Raw genomic sequence first — 16,852 nt, 5'->3', positions numbered from 1 at the left:
TTGTATATTTACAACATAAACTTGTAAATATAAGTTATGCCTAAATTAAATCAGTTTGAAACTTTAGTGATTCACGAATTTGAAGACGAGAAATTTCATTTGCCACCGCACACGCACACGTACTATGAAATTATCTATATCAAAAAAGGAAACGGCGTTCATCACCTCAACAATAATCTGCTTTCTTATAAAGCGGGCGACCTGTTTGTGATTTCTCCTGAAGATGAGCATTATTTCGATATCAAGAAAAAAACGCGCTTTGTTTACATTAAATTCACTGATAACTATTTTAATTCCAAGCAGAATCTGACTTGTGATGAATTCCTTGTGAATACTCCGGAAAGTTTCATGAGAGATAAAATTTTGAAAGAAACTGTTCTGAAATTCGATGAACCATGCAAGACAATCTTAAAAAACACTGTTGAAAACATCTTAAAATATGATCAATATATAGATGTGACTTCTTCTCCAATTGTTTTTTACCAAATTCTTTCCATTTTTGGTTTAATAAAAGAAACTATACGAGGAATGAATTTGCAGATGAAATCGACTCATCTCGACAATGAACAAATCGCCAATTACATTCATCAGAATATTTATCAGCCGAAATTGGTTCAAGTAAAAGTTATTGCGGATCATTTTAATATTGCTCAAACGTATTTTAGTGCTTATTTTAAAAGGACATTCGGAGTTAGTTATAGAGAATATATTCATAATTTGAGAACCACTTTAATTGAAAAAAGGTTTCACAATAATCAATTACCAATTAAGCAAATTGCGTACGAATTTGGTTTTACAGATGAAAGCCATTTGACCAATTATTTCAAAAAAAGAAAAAACATGAAACCAACCGATTTTAAAAAACTGTAGTTAGGGAAATCTTAAAAAGTAATTTCCTCGAACATTTTTAGCTAAATTTGTGCTACTAAAAACAATTTCTTTGAAAAAGAAAATCCACATAATAATGTTTTTTTTAACGCTGAGTTTCTTTTTGAATCCAGGTTATACTTATGCATGCCATACTGGAAACTCTAAAGAAATTGCTCCTAAAGAAGAAAACAGCTGTTCAAAAAAATGCTGTGAAAAGAAGAACTCAAAAGAAGAAAAACATAATTGTGATGGAAAATGCAGTCATTCGGGCTGTAATACCTCAACATTAAATATTCTTTTAACTTCGAATAATTTTGATTTGCAAAAAGATGTTTTCAATTTTTCTTTAAAAAACAGAATTTCATCTTACAGTAATGCTACTATTTCTTCTGGATTTACTTCCATTTGGCTGAAGCCGAAAATATAATTATTGCATTTATGACAGCCCATATTGGGTCTTTTTGAAATCAACTTTTTTAATTAATTTTAAAGGAAATAAATTCCTTTACCAAATATTATATACAATGAAAAAATCAATCATAGCTTTAGCAACGGCATTTACAGTATTATTTAGCACAAATACAATTCATGCAAAAACCAATAATCCTGAATTAACAGCGATTGAAATTGCCGATTCTCAATTACAATCAGTTTACGATGCTTATTTTACAGTTAAAGATGCGCTTATCAAAAGTGACAGCAAATTGACTTCGGCGAAAGCCAAAGATTTACTGACTGCCATTACAGCGGTAAAAATGGACAAACTAAAAAGCAACGAACATACGGTTTGGATGAAAGTAGTAAAAAAACTAACTGCCGATGCGAAAAGCATTTCAGCTACAACCGATCTTAAAAAACAAAGAGAAACTTTCAAAACGTTGTCTAAAAGCACTTACGATTTGATAAAAGTCTCTAGTCCGACAGAACCAATCTACAAACAATATTGCCCAATGGCTGATGCTGATTGGTTAAGCAAAGAAAAAGCAGTTAAAAACCCTTATTACGGTTCATCAATGCTAACGTGCGGTAACGTGGTAGAAACGATCAAATAAATATGAAGCTCTACATCAAAAACATGGTGTGTGCGAGATGCAAAATGGTTGTGAAGTCTGAGTTTGAAAAACTCGGACTTCAAACTATTTCTGTCGAACTTGGTGAAGTCGAATTGAAAGAAGAAATCAGTGAAGACAAAAAAGAAGTTTTGCTGAAAAACCTGCAATCTTTAGGTTTTGATCTTCTCGATGATAAAAAAACAAAAACCGTTGAGAAAATAAAAAACCTGATTGTCGATTTGGTTCATCACAAGAACAATGATCTAAAAATCAATTTATCGGAATATCTAGCAGAAAACCTTAATCAGGATTATAATTCGTTGAGCAACTTGTTTTCTGAAATTGAAAACACCACAATCGAAAAGTATTTCATCAGTCAGAAAATTGAAAAAGTAAAGGAATTGCTAATTTATAATGAACTTTCGTTAAGCGAAATTGCCGATATTCTCAACTACAGCAACGTAGCCCATTTAAGCAATCAATTCAAGAAAATTACGGGCTACACTCCTACTTATTTCAAACAATTGAAAGATAATAAACGTATTCAGATCGAGAATTTGTAGTTATAGCTTAACCGCAAAGAGCGCAAAGGTTTACGCAAGGTTCGCAAAGATGTTTTAAGACAAAGCTTTGCGAACTTTGCGTTTTTTATAAAACCCAGCATATCAAAAAATCCTTGCGCTCTTTGCGTTAAAAAAAAAGTATTTAGTAAATCTTGCAAATCATTCTCAAAATTATACAAATCGTTGTAAATTGTACTTCGGAAATTTGCATTGTAATACTTAAAAACCAATACAATGACTCATCAATATATAATTTCAGGAATGTCTTGCAACGGATGTCGAACCAAAGTTGAGAAAACTTTAAATGAAGTTGAAGGCGTTCAGGCAGAAGTAACTTTAAATCCTCCAACAGCTACCATAACAATGGAGAAGCATGTGCCGACAGAAAAATTTCAAGAAGTTTTATCTGCTGTCGGAAATTATACTATTGAAATGGATTCTCCTAAAAATCATGGAGAAACTAAATCTTGCTGTTCTGGCCATAAAAAAGAACATCACGATCATCATAAAACAGAAACTAAAAAAGTACATCAACACAGTGCAAATGGCGTTTATTATTGTCCAATGCATTGCGAAGGCAACAAAACCTACAACAAACCTGGAGATTGCCCAGTTTGCGGAATGGATTTAGTTCCGCAAGTTGCCATCACAGCAACACAATTTACTTGCCCGATGCATCCTGAAATCGTTTCAAACGAACCAGGCGATTGTCCGATCTGCGGAATGGATTTAGTTCCTATGCAAGCCTCCGAAAGCGAAGAAAACAAAACCTATACTGATTTACTGAAGAAAATGAAAATTGCGATTTTATTTACGCTTCCTATTTTCATTATTTCCATGTCAGAAATGATTCCGAATAATCCGCTTTATAATATAATGTCTATTGAAAAATGGAATTGGGTTCAGCTTTTATTTTCGATTCCGGTTATGTTTTATTCGGGATGGATGTTTTTCGTTCGCGCTTACAAATCAATCGTGACTTGGAATTTAAACATGTTTACTTTAATCGGAATCGGGACAAGTGTCGCTTTCCTATTTAGTATTGTCGGAATGTTTTTTCCTGATATTTTTCCATCCGAATTCAAATCGCATCACGGAACGATTCATTTGTATTTTGAAGCTGCAACGGTAATTATCACTTTAGTTTTATTGGGACAACTATTAGAAGCTAAAGCACACGGGCAAACCAACGGAGCAATAAAAGAATTATTAAAATTAGCACCAACAGAAGCGACTTTGGTTGAGAACGGAGTAGACAAAGTAATCTCTATTCACAATATCAAAAAAGGTGATTTACTTCGTGTAAAACCAGGAGAAAAAATTCCAGTTGACGGAAAAATAACTTCTGGTGAAAGCAGTATCGATGAATCGATGATAACGGGAGAACCAATTCCGGTAGACAAAAAAAGAGGCGATGCCGTAATTTCTGGAACTATAAACGGAACAAAATCATTTGTGATGATTGCCGAAAAAGTGGGTTCAGAAACGATGCTTTCGCAGATTATCCAAATGGTAAATGATGCGAGCAGATCTCGTGCTCCAATTCAGAAATTAGCCGATCGCGTTTCTAAGTATTTTGTACCGACTGTAGTTATCATTTCGATTGTAACCTTTTTTGTCTGGGCAAAATTTGGTCCAGAACCCGCTTACGTTTACGGATTAATTAATGCGATTGCTGTTTTAATTATTGCCTGCCCTTGTGCACTTGGGCTCGCAACTCCGATGTCGGTTATGGTTGGTGTTGGAAAAGGTGCTCAAAACGGAATCCTGATTAAAAATGCCGAAGCGTTGGAAAACATGAATAAAATTGATGTTTTAATTACAGACAAAACAGGAACGATAACTGAAGGAAAACCATCCGTAGAAAAAATCTATGCCATAAATAATGACGAAGATTTTCTGCTTCAAAACATTGCTTCTCTAAATCAGCATAGTGAACATCCTTTGGCGCAAGCCGTGGTCAATTTCGCGAAAGCAAAAAATAGTTCATTAAAAGAAGTTCAAGGTTTTGAAACTATTGCAGGAAAAGGAGTTTTAGGAACTATAGAAAACATACGTGTTGCTTTAGGAAATAAAAAATTAATGGATGAAATTGGTGCTTCTGTTTCTAATGATTTAGAACAAAAAGTAATTTCTGAACAGAATTTAGGAAAAACTATTTCGTACATCGCCATTGAAAAAAGCGTTTTAGGTTTCGTAGCCATTACCGATGCCATCAAAGAAAACAGCGCGAAAGCCATTAAAGAATTAATCGCTCAAGGGGTTGAGGTTATCATGATGACAGGAGACAACCATAATACTGCAAAAGCCGTTGCAGAACATTTGCATTTAAGCTCTTTCAAAGCAGATTGTCTTCCAGAAGATAAATTAAAAGAAATTCAACGTCTTCAAGCACAAGGAAAAATCATTGCAATGGCTGGAGACGGAATCAATGATGCGCCTGCTTTGGCTCAATCCAACATTGGAATTGCAATGGGAACAGGAACTGACGTCGCGATTGAAAGTGCTAAAATCACTTTGGTAAAAGGCGATTTAAATGGAATCGTAAAAGCCAAAAACCTCAGCCATGCTGTGATGTCAAATATCAAACAGAATTTATTTTTTGCTTTTATATACAATACTTTAGGTGTTCCAATTGCAGCTGGAATTTTATATCCGTTTTTAGGAATTTTGCTTTCACCAATGTTGGCTGCGGTGGCAATGAGTTTAAGTTCTGTATCCGTAATCGTAAACGCTTTGCGATTGAGAAATTTAAAACTATAAGTTGGAATGAAATTATTTTAAACACATAGAAACATAGTTTTGCATTGCGCGTAAAGGCGTTTCACTTACATCAATACACATAGCTATGTGTGGAAACTAGTTTCTTTTATTCTCTTTTTTTTTAGACAAAAAAATCTATGTCTCTATGTGTTAAAAATAAATTGTGTTCAATGTAGACCAACGATTTAAAATTATAATTTATGATTAAGATCAAATATATCCTTATCCTTTTTTTAATTGCTTTTCAACTAAAGGCTCAAAAAGTAGTGCGTTACGATTTGCATGTTCGTGATACGATTGTCAATTTTTCGGGTAAAGAAAAACGTGCAATTTCAGTTAATGGACAAATTCCAATGCCTACGCTGACTTTTACCGAAGGCGATATTGCAGAAATTTATGTGCATAACGAATTAAAAAAGGAAAGTACTTCAATGCACTGGCATGGATTATTTCTTCCTAATAAAGAAGACGGAGTTCCCTATTTAACGCAAATGCCAATTGAGCCTGGAACAACTCACAAATATACATTTCCAATCATTCAGAATGGAACGTATTGGTATCATAGTCATTCGGGACTTCAAGAACAAATTGGTTTGTACGGACTTTTCATCATCAATAAGAAAAAAGACGATCCGACTATTAGAAAGGGAATCGACGATTTGCCAACAATTCCAGTTATTTTAAGTGAATGGTCAGACTTAAAACCCGAGAATATTCAGCGAATGTTGCACAATGCCAACGATTGGTTTGCAATAAAAAAAGGAACGACTCAAAGTTATGCCGAAGCTGTAAAACAAGGACATTTTTCGACCAAAGTGACCAACGAATGGAAACGAATGAACGCAATGGATGTCAGCGATGTTTATTATGAAAAATTTCTCATCAATGGAAAAAACGAACAGCAGTTTTCAGACCTTAAACCTGGTTCAAAAGTCCGCTTACGAATTGCCAATGGAGGCGCTTCGAGTTATTTCTGGCTGACTTATGGCGGAGGAAAAATCACGGTGGTGGCTAGCGACGGAAATGATGTTGATCCTGTAGAAGTGGATCGTTTGATTATCGCAGTTTCTGAAACTTACGACGTTGTAGTTACGATTCCCGAAGATCCTAAATCTTTTGCCTTTTTGGCTACAGCCGAAGACAGAACGGGATCTGCGTCTTTATTTTTAGGAAGTGGAGAGAAACAGCCTGTTCATCATCTTTCAAAATTAAAATATTTTGAAGGGATGAAAATGATGAACGACATGATGAAAATGAACGGCGACATGAACGATATGGGCATGAATATGTCTTTGAACAAAATGGACATGAATGCTGTAATGTATCCTGAAATTTCGGGTGAAGATGAAAATTCAAAACCAAAAATGGATCATTCAAATCATAATATGGAAGGCATGAAAATGGAAAGTGACAGCACTGAAACTTCAGAAATTGTGACTTTGAATTACGGAATGCTGAAATCTCCTTTTAAAACTAATCTTCCAAAAGATGCGCCTGTTAAGGAATTGCGTTTCACACTTTCTGGAAATATGAATCGTTATGTTTGGAGTTTGGATAATAAAGTGGTTTCTGAAACTGATAAAATCTTAATTAAAAAAGGAGAAAACGTTCGTATTGTTTTATACAACGGTTCGATGATGCGCCATCCGATGCATTTACACGGACATGATTTTAGAATTCTGAACGAACATGGCGATTATTCTCCATTGAAAAATGTCATTGATATTATGCCAATGGAAACCGATACAATCGAGTTTCAAGCAAATGCGGATGGTGACTGGTTTTTTCATTGTCATATTTTATACCACATGATGGCTGGAATGGGAAGAATTTTTACTTACGAAAATTCGGCACCAAATCCGTTGATACATCATCCTGAAATGGCTTTTAAAATGCTGAAAATGGACGATCGTATGTTTCATTTTATGGCTGAAAATGATTTTGCAACCAACGGAAATGATGGTGAAGCAATGTTCAGCAACACACGTTGGAGCATTGGAACTGAATGGAGATTGGGTTATAATGACAAACACGGTTATGAAACGGAAACTCATATTGGTAGATATATCGGAAAAAATCAGTGGTTAATGCCTTTTATCGGTTTTGACTGGCGCTACCGAAAAATGGGAATGGACGAACAGGAACAAAATCTTTTCGGACAGAAGAACACCAAAGACAATCGTTCTGTTTTCAGTTTAGGAGCTGAGTATACATTGCCAATGCTCATAAAAGCACAAGTTGAGGTTTACACAGACGGAAATATAAGAGTACAATTTGAACGAAAAGATATTCCGTTATCTCAAAGACTCCGAATGAATTTAATGTGGAATACTGATAAAGAATACATGGCCGGATTGAAATACATTGTTGCCAGAAACTTCGGAATCACAACGCATTATGATAGCGATATGGGAATTGGTTTTGGGGTTAATTTGAATTATTAATTTAATTTTTCACCATATAAGTGATTTAAGTTCATTGAAAAGAATTCTAAGTAATGAAATAAATTTTATCTTAGTTTTCTTAAAATCAATAATCATGAGGAAAACATCTTTTTTGCTTCTCCTAATCCTTGGAATAACTTTAACAAGCTGTGATCCATCACAGGGTATTTTGTTTACTAATAAAGGAGAAAGTAATGTCAAAGTAAAATTGATAATAAATCCGCAAGTGAAAAACGATCAATTGGATGAGATGAAAAAAGGAGATTCAATTGTTTTTAAATTAATTCCTCATAACCCAGAAGAAAAACAAGGACATATTTATTTTGGAAGAGGAAGATGGAACGATGAAAATATAGCAGAAATTACAAAATCAATCAAAAGCATCGAAATTGAAAACGATAATTATAAGATTGTTTATAAATCCCAAGAAGCGATAAATAGTTTATTGAAAGACAACTACAAAGGCATAATTATGAAATCCCTAAATATCAAAATTGATGAAAATTTTTTCCAATAAAATATGAGAAAAATCTATTTTGTCCTACTTTTTGTTTCTGGAATAATCTTAACAAGCTGTAATAATAGAGAAGCTGATTTACAATTTGAAAAAAATGTAATGTATGAAATTTATCCCGCTTTAATAGATTCTGTGTGGGTGAATGCTGAGCTAACTTATGTCCCGCCTGCACCGCCAGGAATAGATCCGTCAGAATATAAATTGAATCGCCGTAATGAATCAAACAAGCGATTCAATAAAGAATTGGCAGAATTTAAAAAAAAGAAATTTCCAGTTGATCTTGTTTTTTTGGATAAAACGGTTGTAAGAGATAATTCCAAAGAACTTCAAGAGCACTTTAAAGATGCTGTACTATCAGAAAACAATATTTTAGACACACTTGATTATAAGTTTGACAGAAAACGATTAGATTCATATCAAGCTTTTAAGCTTCATTATGTTTCTAAAATATATCGTAGAAACGAAGTTAAAATTTACAATAACTGCTGTTATTCTATACGTGGAGTTCTCGTCCTGAGCAGAATTCAATTTGATAATGAAAAAAAATATGGCATTCTCACAGCAGGAATTGAATGTGGAGACATGTGCAGCTATGGTTATCGCATTTATATTAAAAAAGTAAACAATAAATGGGTTATTGATAAAATAGAAGACGGGTGGATTGCATAATGGCATCAGCTTTGGAATGACAAAAAACATCAAAAAAACCAATTGAATTAACCTTTATGAACCAAACTCTTTTCCTTTTATTACTGGCTTTGCCAATGATTTTTCAAATTATATTTGGAAGAAAAGCGATCGCCGAAAGCATAAAACTAACTTTTTTTAAAGTCTGTTTAATTACCTTTCTTTCTCAATTTATATCCTTCATCATTGCATTTAAATTGCTTTCAAACAAACTGCGAGCAGAATCAAACGGACAAATCCACTGCGGAATGCCCTTTGTTGGATTAATAGGTTTAGAAATCTTGATCGCCATAATTATAGTGGTTATTATTCTTGTTCAATATTTAATTAAGAGATCGTATAATCGCAGTAATGAATAAAAAATGAAAGTAATTTCTATTCTACTAGTTTTCTATTTTAATAATGCCTTTGCTCAATTTGCAGTTATAAAAGATAAGGATGGATCTGTAAATATTAGAACTGAAGCTTCAAAAGGAAATAATATTTCAGACAAATTGAACAACGGCTTTCTTGTGTATTGTTTCGAACCCAAAAATAATTGGATCAATATTGATTATTCCAAAAACAATAAAAACAGAAATGGCTATTTATATAAAGATCGTGTTCAATATTTATCTGAATTTATAACTATTCCATTAGTTAAAGAAACTCAATCTCAAGTTGTTTTTAAGAAAGATGGTCTCGATATTACTATTGAAAGCAAAAATTTTGAATCAAATTCAGCAAAATTAACCTTTCTTGAGAAGGACAAATCTATACTTAAAAAGATTAACGGAAAAGATTTTTGGGGAACTGATGGAGGAATTCCAAAAAAGACTTATAAAAGCATAACTGTAGTGATTGAAAATAAGGCTATTGAACTTCCTAAAAATTCTTTTGATGATTTGTTCGAGCCTAGTCTTTATAGCACTAAAATTAATTACGACAAAAAGAACGACATCTTATATATCACATCCAGCAATAGCGATGGAGCTGGCGGATATGAAATTGCCTGGGTTATAGAAAAAGGGAAGTACAAAGAGCGAAAAATTGTTTATGGTTTTTAAATAATGTTGTTTTTTGTTAAATCATTATTGACAAAACATTAACAAAATTGTAAGAATCAACCTTAAGAAATGTCGCTATATTTGATTACCAATTACAATTCTCTAACAAAAATAAATTAAATTAAAATGACAAAAGTTATTACAATCGTTACCGTTGCTTTGTTTGCAATTGGCGTAAATGCTCAAGAAACAAAACCAACCACAAAAGATAAAGCAAAAAAAGAATCTTGCTGCAAAAAAACATCAACAGATAAAAAAGACAAAAAATCTTGTTGCGTTAAAAAATAAGCTGAAATTATATTTCAAGAAAAAGGCCTCAAAAAATATTTAAGGCCTTTTTTTTATGGTTTGTTTTTGCCACTAATTTCACAAATTGGCACTAATTTTTTTATTAGTAAAAATGAATTCGCGTAAATTCGTGAAATTCGTGGCAACCTAAAAAATTATTTTAAACGAACACTCCATTCAAAATCCATTTCTGAAACCTGAACACCTTCTTCATTTGTTCCAATAGATTTCATCCAGAAAGTTTGTCCTTCTCCAGTTTCAATGGTTCTTTGAATCGCTTCAGCAATCAAATGCCCGTCGTTACAAACAAATGTGATTCTTCCCGTTGCTTTTTTAGTGAAGTTTCCTTTGTTGTTGGCTACTAACATTGAAATTTTTCGGCCACTCTCCTGAATTTGAGAAATAACCAAAGCTCCTGTTGTCAACTCTGCCGCCATCGCTTGAACAGCAAAATACATAGAGTTAAACGGATTCTGATTAATCCATCGATGCTTAACAGAAACAATACAGCTGTCTTTGTCGATAGCTTTTACACGCACCCCGCAAAAGTATGCTGATGGTAATTTGAATAATACAAATTTGTTGAGTTTGGAAACTGAAACTGCCATAGATTTATTTTTTTATGTAAAAATACAAAAAAACTATGCGCGCACAATAAATTTGATGTGCTTTCGATAAACGCCAATAAAATCAAGCATTCCGAATGATTTTCAACAAATTACCACTCTCCTACAAATTTTAAACTTGTTAAAATTTTGTTAATATTTGGTACTATGCAAAACAAGATACTGTTTTTTAGCCATATATTTGCATAAGAAATTACTATATACTTTTAATCATGGAAACAACAACACCACTCATCATGGAAACAACATCAGAAAGAAACACTGCGGCATTTACGCATTTAAGTACATTAAGTCAGTACATTATTCCATTTGGGAACTATATTTTCCCAATCATTTTTTGGTCGAGCTACAAAGACAAATCAGAATTTGTAAATCACCATGGAAAACAGACTTTGAATTTTCAATTGAGTTTATTGCTTTACACTTTGATTTTAGCTTTAATCGCAATTCCGATTTTCGTATCAGTAGTTTTGCAAAACATTCCTATGGAAGCTGTTTTTAATGACGAAGATTTCGTAATCAGAAATTTCAACTTTCAAGGAAATATTGCCTTATTAAGTATTGGAGCAACTGCGGTTTTACTTTTTGGAGTTTTAAAATTTGTTGAATTCTTTTTAGTGATTTATGCTTCAATAAAAGCTTCAAACGGAGAATTATACAAATATCCGCTCACGATTCCTTTTTTAAAGTAATCTAAAATCGGTTAAAGGTTATAGACACAATCAATCATCAATCATCATCATCAATCAAAAAACGAATTGTTCAATCAAAAAAAAACAAAATGAAATTATGAACATTGAAAACACAAAAGCACAGATGCGCAAAGGTGTTCTTGAGTTTTGCATCTTATCAGTACTAAAAGAAAAAGACGCATATACATCTGAAATACTAGACACTTTAAAAAACGCAAAATTACTAGTTGTAGAAGGAACCGTTTACCCGTTGTTAACTAGATTGAAAAATGACGGTTTACTAAATTATCGCTGGGAAGAATCGACCTCAGGGCCGCCACGAAAATATTATGGATTAACCGAGATAGGACAAACTTTTTTAAACGAACTTAGCGGCACTTGGACAGAATTATCTGACGCCGTAAAACTAATCACCAATCAAAATCAATAAGTCATGAACAAAACAGTAAATATTAACTTAGGCGGTATGTTTTTTCACATCGATGAAGATGCATATTTAAAATTGACACGCTATTTTGACGCTATAAAACGATCACTTAACAATTCGTCTGGACAAGATGAAATCATTAAAGATATCGAAATGCGCGTTTCTGAATTATTAACAGAAAAACAAAAAAGCGAAAAACATGTTGTTGGTTTAAAAGACGTTGACGAAGTGATTGCGGTGATGGGCCAACCTGAAGATTACCGAATTGAAGATGAAGAAAGTCAAAATCAATCTTTCAATAATTATGGCGCAAGACAACACAAAAAATTATACCGTGATAAAGAAAAAGGTATGATTGGTGGAGTTGCAACAGGTTTAGGACACTATTTTGGAGTTGATGCAGTTTGGATCAAAATCCTTTTCTTAATCTTTGTTTTCGCAGGTTTTGGAACTGGAATCTTAGCTTACTTTGTACTTTGGATTGTTACTCCTGAGGCGGTAACAACTTCAGAAAAACTTGAAATGACTGGAGAGCCGGTGACGATTTCGAACATCGAAAAAAAAGTTCGTGAAGAAATTGACTCATTATCTGAAAAATTCAAAAATGCAGATTATGACAAAATGGGAAACCAGGTAAAGTCGGAAGCTGAGAGAATAAGTAGTTCATTTGGAGACTTTATCATGACGGTTTTTAAAATCTTCGCTAAGTTTTTGGGCGTAATCTTGATAATGGCAGGAATCACCACTTTGATATTATTGTTAATTGGTGTATTCACTTTAGGAACAAATGTTTTTATTGATTTCCCTTGGCAGAATTTTATTGAAGCAGGAAACTTTACAGAATATCCTATTTGGTCTTTCGGTTTATTGATGCTTTTTGCAGTTGGGATTCCGTTTTTCTTCCTTACTTTATTAGGATTTAAATTGTTGTCTCCAAACCTTAAATCAATCGGAAACATTACAAAATACACTTTGCTTGCCATTTGGATTATTGCGATTGCGATTGCCATCAGTATCGGAATCAAACAAGCGACTGAAATATCTTATGACAATAAATCGGTTGAGAAAAAAACACTTAACATCTTGCCAAAAGATACGCTTTATGTAAAATTCAGGTACAACGATTATTACGCAAAAGATTTAGGTCATCATCATGAATTCACTTTTGTGCAAGATTCTGCAAACAATAACTTGATTTATTCAAATGATGTTCGTTTGCACGTTCTTCACACTGACAACGCAACTGCATATCTGCAAATCGAGAAAAGTGCAAGAGGAAATTCATTTTCAAGTGCAAAACAAAGAGCAGAAAAGATTACTTACAATTTAGAAATCAAAGGAAATCATTTAATTTTGGATAATTATTTTCTGACAGATGCAAAAAATAAATTCAGAGGACAAGAAGTTGATGTATATTTGTACTTGCCGGAAGGGCAATTGTTTAAGCCAGACGCTTCAGTACAAGATTACGATCGTTCTGAAAATGATTTTTTCAACTTGCACTTTAGCGGCGATTACAACTACAAAGTTGAAGGTTCAAAAATAAAATGTTTAAACTGCCCTGCAGAAGAGAACGAATATAATGATGGAGATTATGATAGTGACGAAAACACTACTGAAAATGACACTGTAAAGGAAGTTTCGATTAAAGTTAACGGAAAGGAAATCTTAAACGGAAAAAAAACCACAGGAAAGTTAGTTAAAGATAAAAACGGAGTTATAATTAAAATCAACTAGTAATACCACAAGCCATGATCAAAATAATCATTCATATTACAAAATTTATTATTGCAGCTGTTACCGCATTATTGTTTGCTTCTTGCAACTTTAATTTGAATTCAGTTGAAGGAAGCGGAAATGTAACAACTGAGAAAAGAATTGTTCAGGGAGATTTCAAAAATGTATCTGTAAGCAATGCGATCGATTTAGTAATCGTACAATCTGATTCAACTGAAATTGTAGTGGAAGCTGATGATAATATCCAGAAAGACATTATTACAAAGGTTGAAAATGGAACATTGATAATCAAATGCAAATTCAGCTCATTCAGAAATGTAACTGCTAAAAAAGTAACAGTAAAAATGCCTGTTATTGACAAACTAGAAGCTTCTAGTGCATCATCTATTCAAAGCAAAAATATAATTCAAGCAGAAAGTATTGATCTGGAAGCTTCAAGTGCCGCTTCAATGAATGTCAATGTAGAATCTGATAATATTTCTGCTGATTCTGGAAGCGGAAGCACAATTTCTCTTGAAGGAAAAGCATTGAAAATCAAAACTTCGGCATCAAGCGGATCTAATATCAATGCTGAAAAATTATTAGCAAATGAAGTTCACGCAGAAGCATCAAGTGGAGGTAGCGTAAATGTACACCCAATTGTAAGCTTAAAAGCAGAAGCATCAAGCGGTGGAACCATCAACTACGATTCAAATCCGAAAACGGTTGAAAAATCTTCAAATTCTGGAGGAAGCATCAGCCAAGGATAAACGAATTTATCTGTTAAATATAAAAGAAATCATTCATCAAAAGTGGATGATTTTTTTATATTTGTCAAAATCAAATCTAGAATAATGAAAAAAAATATTGCCCTGATTTTGTTCCTATTAGTTACAACATTAACTTTTGCACAACGAAGAGAAAAAATTAAAGGAACTAAAATAGTTACGACATCTGTAAAAGAAGTTGGAAGTTTTGACGGACTTGAAGTAGACGACAATTTAGAAGTTTACCTAGAAAGAGGAGAAAAAAACGAAATCAAGATTGAAGCCGACGACAATCTACATGAAATTGTTGCGATGGATTTAAGAGAAAGAACCCTTCGCTTATATACTTCAAAAGAAAGCACTATTTTTAAAAAACTTGCGGTGCGTGTTACTTACACTGGAACACTAAATAAAGTAATTGCAAAAAATGAAGCCGTTATTTATGCTATTCAAGAACTTAAACTAGACGACATTACTTTTAATAGTGTTGATTACTCAAAACTATATTTAAATGTAAATGCAAAAAAATTCAGTTTAATTTCAGATGACAAATCAAAATCTGAAATAAACCTGAAAGCAGACGAGGCAAATATTCAGTTAAGTAAAAATTCAGCATTAAAATCATTGGTTTCTGCAATTAAATTTAAATGTGATTTATACCAAAAAGGAACTGCGACTATTGAAGGAATTGCTGAAAAAGCAACTATTCGCTTGGATAACAATTCCGTTTTCACTGGAACAAAATTCACTCTGAAAGATGCTAGTGTTATTGCAGAAAGCTATTCTACCGGAACCATCCTGGCAGAAACCGCTATTTCAATCGCTGTTGGAGATAAAGCAGAACTTTCATTATTTGGAAGCCCAACAATCCAATTGACACGTTTTTCTGAAGAAGCTAAATTGTTTAAGAAAATGAAATAATTTTGTTTCAGGTTTTCTTTGTTTCAAGTTTCAGGTTGAAAATATGAACGCCAATTATAAAAAAGAAAATCCCCGTCTAGAATTTAGACGGGGATTTTTTTATGGTTTAGTTTTAAAGATTCCAACAACTTGAAACCTGAAACTTGAAACAAAGAAAACTTATTCTTTTGAAGCCAAATATCTTTCAGCATCAAGCGCAGCCATACATCCTGTACCTGCAGCAGTAATTGCCTGACGATAAACGTGATCTGCAGCATCTCCTGCTACGAATACACCAGCAACATTTGTATTTGATGTTCCAGGAGTATTTACGATATAACCTGTTTCATCAAGAGTGATATAATCTTTGAAGATGTCTGTGTTTGGCTTATGACCAATTGCTACGAAGAATCCAGTTGCTGGAATCTCGATAACCTCTCCCGTAGTTTTGTTTAATGCTTTAATGGCATGAACTACTTGATTGTCTCCCACTACTTCAACTGTATCGTGATTCATTAAGATCTCGATATTTTCAGTTTTACGAACGCGTTCTTCCATGATTTTTGAAGCTCTGAATTTTTCGCTTCTTACCAACATCGTTACTTTTTTACAAAGTTTAGACAAGTAATGCGCTTCTTCACAAGCAGAATCTCCTGCTCCAACAATTACAACTTCTTGATTTCTATAGAAAAATCCGTCACAAACAGCACAAGCAGAAACTCCTCCACCCATATTTAAATAATGCTGTTCTGAAGGCAATCCTAAATATTTAGCCGAAGCACCTGTTGAAATAATAACAGTTTCACAGTGTAATTCGATTGTATCGTTAATCCAAACTTTATGAATATCTCCTGAAAAATCAACTTTTGTAGCCCAGCCATCACGAATATCAGCACCAAAGCGTTTTGCTTGTTCTTGCAACTGAATCATCATTTCTGGCCCTGTAACACCGTCAACATAACCTGGAAAATTTTCTACTTCGTTAGTTGTAGTCAATTGACCGCCAGGTTGCATTCCTTGATATAAAACCGGATTCATGTTTGCTCTGGCTGCGTAAATAGCTGCAGTATAACCTGCAGGGCCAGAACCTATAATAAGGCATTTAATTTTTTCGATTGTATCTGACATAATGTGTATCGTTTTTTTGTGATGCAAATGTAAACTTTATTATAAAAAATACAGGCTAAAATAAATCCGAAATAACTATGTTCAAATAAGTTTTATTTATTTTCATTTTTTCCTTTTGTAAACGAAATTTATTTATATCTTTGCATCCGCTTTCGGGCACTACAACAAAATACATCATCGGGGTGTAGCGTAGCCCGGTTATCGTGTCCCGCTCTAGGCGGGAAGACCACAGTAACGATCAATAAGCAAATGCTACGGGGTGTAGCGTAGCCCGGTTATCGCGCCTGCTTTGGGAGCAGGAGGCCGCAGGTTCGAATCCTGCCACCCCGACAAAAGTCTTTTCATTTTTTGGAAAGACTTTTTTTT

Annotated in this window: 18 protein-coding genes and 1 tRNA gene; 17 read left to right on the top strand and 2 right to left on the bottom strand. The window is 33.5% G+C overall.

Translation table 11 applies throughout. The features are described 5' to 3' along the window. Positions 1 to 36: 36 nt before the first annotated feature. The 11 genes from EYY60_RS05055 to EYY60_RS22250 all read left to right on the top strand — a co-directional run bounded on the left by EYY60_RS05055 (position 37) and on the right by EYY60_RS22250 (position 10,230). Positions 37 to 870 carry an AraC family transcriptional regulator gene (locus EYY60_RS05055; RefSeq protein WP_132988303.1) on the top strand — a complete coding sequence of 278 codons (834 nt, stop codon included), beginning with the start codon at positions 37 to 39 and terminating at the stop codon, positions 868 to 870. A 70-nt stretch (positions 871 to 940) separates the two neighbouring features. Then, complete coding sequence (locus EYY60_RS05050) at positions 941 to 1,297, top strand: hypothetical protein (protein ID WP_235832292.1); 357 nt, start codon at positions 941 to 943, stop codon at positions 1,295 to 1,297. A 97-nt stretch (positions 1,298 to 1,394) separates the two neighbouring features. Then, positions 1,395 to 1,922, top strand: a complete 528-nt coding sequence (locus tag EYY60_RS05045; RefSeq protein WP_132988302.1) for a DUF3347 domain-containing protein — start codon at positions 1,395 to 1,397, stop codon at positions 1,920 to 1,922. 2 nt (positions 1,923 to 1,924) lie between these two features. Beyond that, the gene (locus tag EYY60_RS05040; protein ID WP_132988301.1) at positions 1,925 to 2,485 is read left to right on the top strand and encodes a helix-turn-helix domain-containing protein; all 561 of its coding nucleotides are present in this window, start codon (positions 1,925 to 1,927) and stop codon (positions 2,483 to 2,485) included. A 234-nt stretch (positions 2,486 to 2,719) separates the two neighbouring features. Beyond that, positions 2,720 to 5,248, top strand: a complete 2,529-nt coding sequence (locus EYY60_RS05035) for a heavy metal translocating P-type ATPase (RefSeq protein WP_132988300.1) — start codon at positions 2,720 to 2,722, stop codon at positions 5,246 to 5,248. Between the two features lie 200 nt (positions 5,249 to 5,448). Next, a complete protein-coding gene (locus tag EYY60_RS05030; RefSeq protein ID WP_235832291.1) occupies positions 5,449 to 7,692 on the top strand; it encodes a multicopper oxidase family protein in 2,244 nt (747 codons plus the stop codon). A 94-nt stretch (positions 7,693 to 7,786) separates the two neighbouring features. Further along, positions 7,787 to 8,209 (top strand): hypothetical protein, encoded by a 423-nt coding sequence (locus EYY60_RS05025; RefSeq protein ID WP_132988299.1) that lies wholly within the window; start codon positions 7,787 to 7,789, stop codon positions 8,207 to 8,209. Positions 8,210 to 8,212: 3 nt separating this feature from the next. After that, positions 8,213 to 8,878 (top strand): hypothetical protein, encoded by a 666-nt coding sequence (locus tag EYY60_RS05020; RefSeq protein WP_132988298.1) that lies wholly within the window; start codon positions 8,213 to 8,215, stop codon positions 8,876 to 8,878. A gap of 56 nt (positions 8,879 to 8,934) precedes the next feature. Further along, a complete protein-coding gene (locus EYY60_RS05015; RefSeq protein ID WP_132988297.1) occupies positions 8,935 to 9,255 on the top strand; it encodes a hypothetical protein in 321 nt (106 codons plus the stop codon). A gap of 3 nt (positions 9,256 to 9,258) precedes the next feature. Beyond that, positions 9,259 to 9,942 (top strand): hypothetical protein, encoded by a 684-nt coding sequence (locus tag EYY60_RS05010; protein WP_132988296.1) that lies wholly within the window; start codon positions 9,259 to 9,261, stop codon positions 9,940 to 9,942. Positions 9,943 to 10,068: 126 nt separating this feature from the next. Further along, on the top strand, positions 10,069 to 10,230 hold the full coding sequence (locus EYY60_RS22250; RefSeq protein ID WP_162847850.1) for a hypothetical protein: 162 nt from the start codon (positions 10,069 to 10,071) through the stop codon (positions 10,228 to 10,230). A gap of 155 nt (positions 10,231 to 10,385) precedes the next feature. Here EYY60_RS22250 and EYY60_RS05005 read toward each other — a convergent pair whose 3' ends face one another. Further along, positions 10,386 to 10,838, bottom strand: coding sequence for a DUF4442 domain-containing protein (locus EYY60_RS05005; RefSeq protein ID WP_026727702.1), 453 nt, complete (start codon positions 10,836 to 10,838; stop codon positions 10,386 to 10,388). A 254-nt stretch (positions 10,839 to 11,092) separates the two neighbouring features. On the opposite strand from EYY60_RS05005, the gene EYY60_RS05000 reads away from it, so the two are divergent. The 5 genes from EYY60_RS05000 (at position 11,093) to EYY60_RS04980 (ending at position 15,379) form a co-directional block, all read left to right on the top strand. Further along, complete coding sequence (locus EYY60_RS05000) at positions 11,093 to 11,548, top strand: DUF4870 domain-containing protein (RefSeq protein ID WP_162847849.1); 456 nt, start codon at positions 11,093 to 11,095, stop codon at positions 11,546 to 11,548. A gap of 97 nt (positions 11,549 to 11,645) precedes the next feature. Further along, a complete protein-coding gene (locus EYY60_RS04995; RefSeq protein WP_017498072.1) occupies positions 11,646 to 11,978 on the top strand; it encodes a PadR family transcriptional regulator in 333 nt (110 codons plus the stop codon). Positions 11,979 to 11,981: 3 nt separating this feature from the next. Further along, the gene (locus tag EYY60_RS04990) at positions 11,982 to 13,712 is read left to right on the top strand and encodes a PspC domain-containing protein (protein WP_132988294.1); all 1,731 of its coding nucleotides are present in this window, start codon (positions 11,982 to 11,984) and stop codon (positions 13,710 to 13,712) included. 14 nt (positions 13,713 to 13,726) lie between these two features. After that, complete coding sequence (locus EYY60_RS04985) at positions 13,727 to 14,461, top strand: head GIN domain-containing protein (RefSeq protein ID WP_132988293.1); 735 nt, start codon at positions 13,727 to 13,729, stop codon at positions 14,459 to 14,461. Between the two features lie 84 nt (positions 14,462 to 14,545). Then, on the top strand, positions 14,546 to 15,379 hold the full coding sequence (locus EYY60_RS04980) for a GIN domain-containing protein (protein WP_132988292.1): 834 nt from the start codon (positions 14,546 to 14,548) through the stop codon (positions 15,377 to 15,379). 159 nt (positions 15,380 to 15,538) lie between these two features. On the opposite strand, the gene trxB is transcribed toward EYY60_RS04980, so the two are convergent. Next, a complete protein-coding gene (gene trxB / locus EYY60_RS04975) occupies positions 15,539 to 16,486 on the bottom strand; it encodes a thioredoxin-disulfide reductase (RefSeq protein WP_132988291.1) in 948 nt (315 codons plus the stop codon). Between the two features lie 255 nt (positions 16,487 to 16,741). On the opposite strand from trxB, the gene EYY60_RS04970 reads away from it, so the two are divergent. Further along, a tRNA-Pro gene (locus EYY60_RS04970) sits at positions 16,742 to 16,816 on the top strand. The last annotated feature ends 36 nt before the right edge of the window (positions 16,817 to 16,852 follow it).

The sequence above is a fragment of the Flavobacterium zhairuonense genome, from assembly GCF_004352915.1.
Classification (GTDB): Bacteria; Bacteroidota; Bacteroidia; order Flavobacteriales; family Flavobacteriaceae; genus Flavobacterium; species Flavobacterium zhairuonense.
The sequence above is the reverse complement of the archived record's forward strand: the minus strand, read 5'-3'. Positions and strand labels throughout refer to the sequence as shown.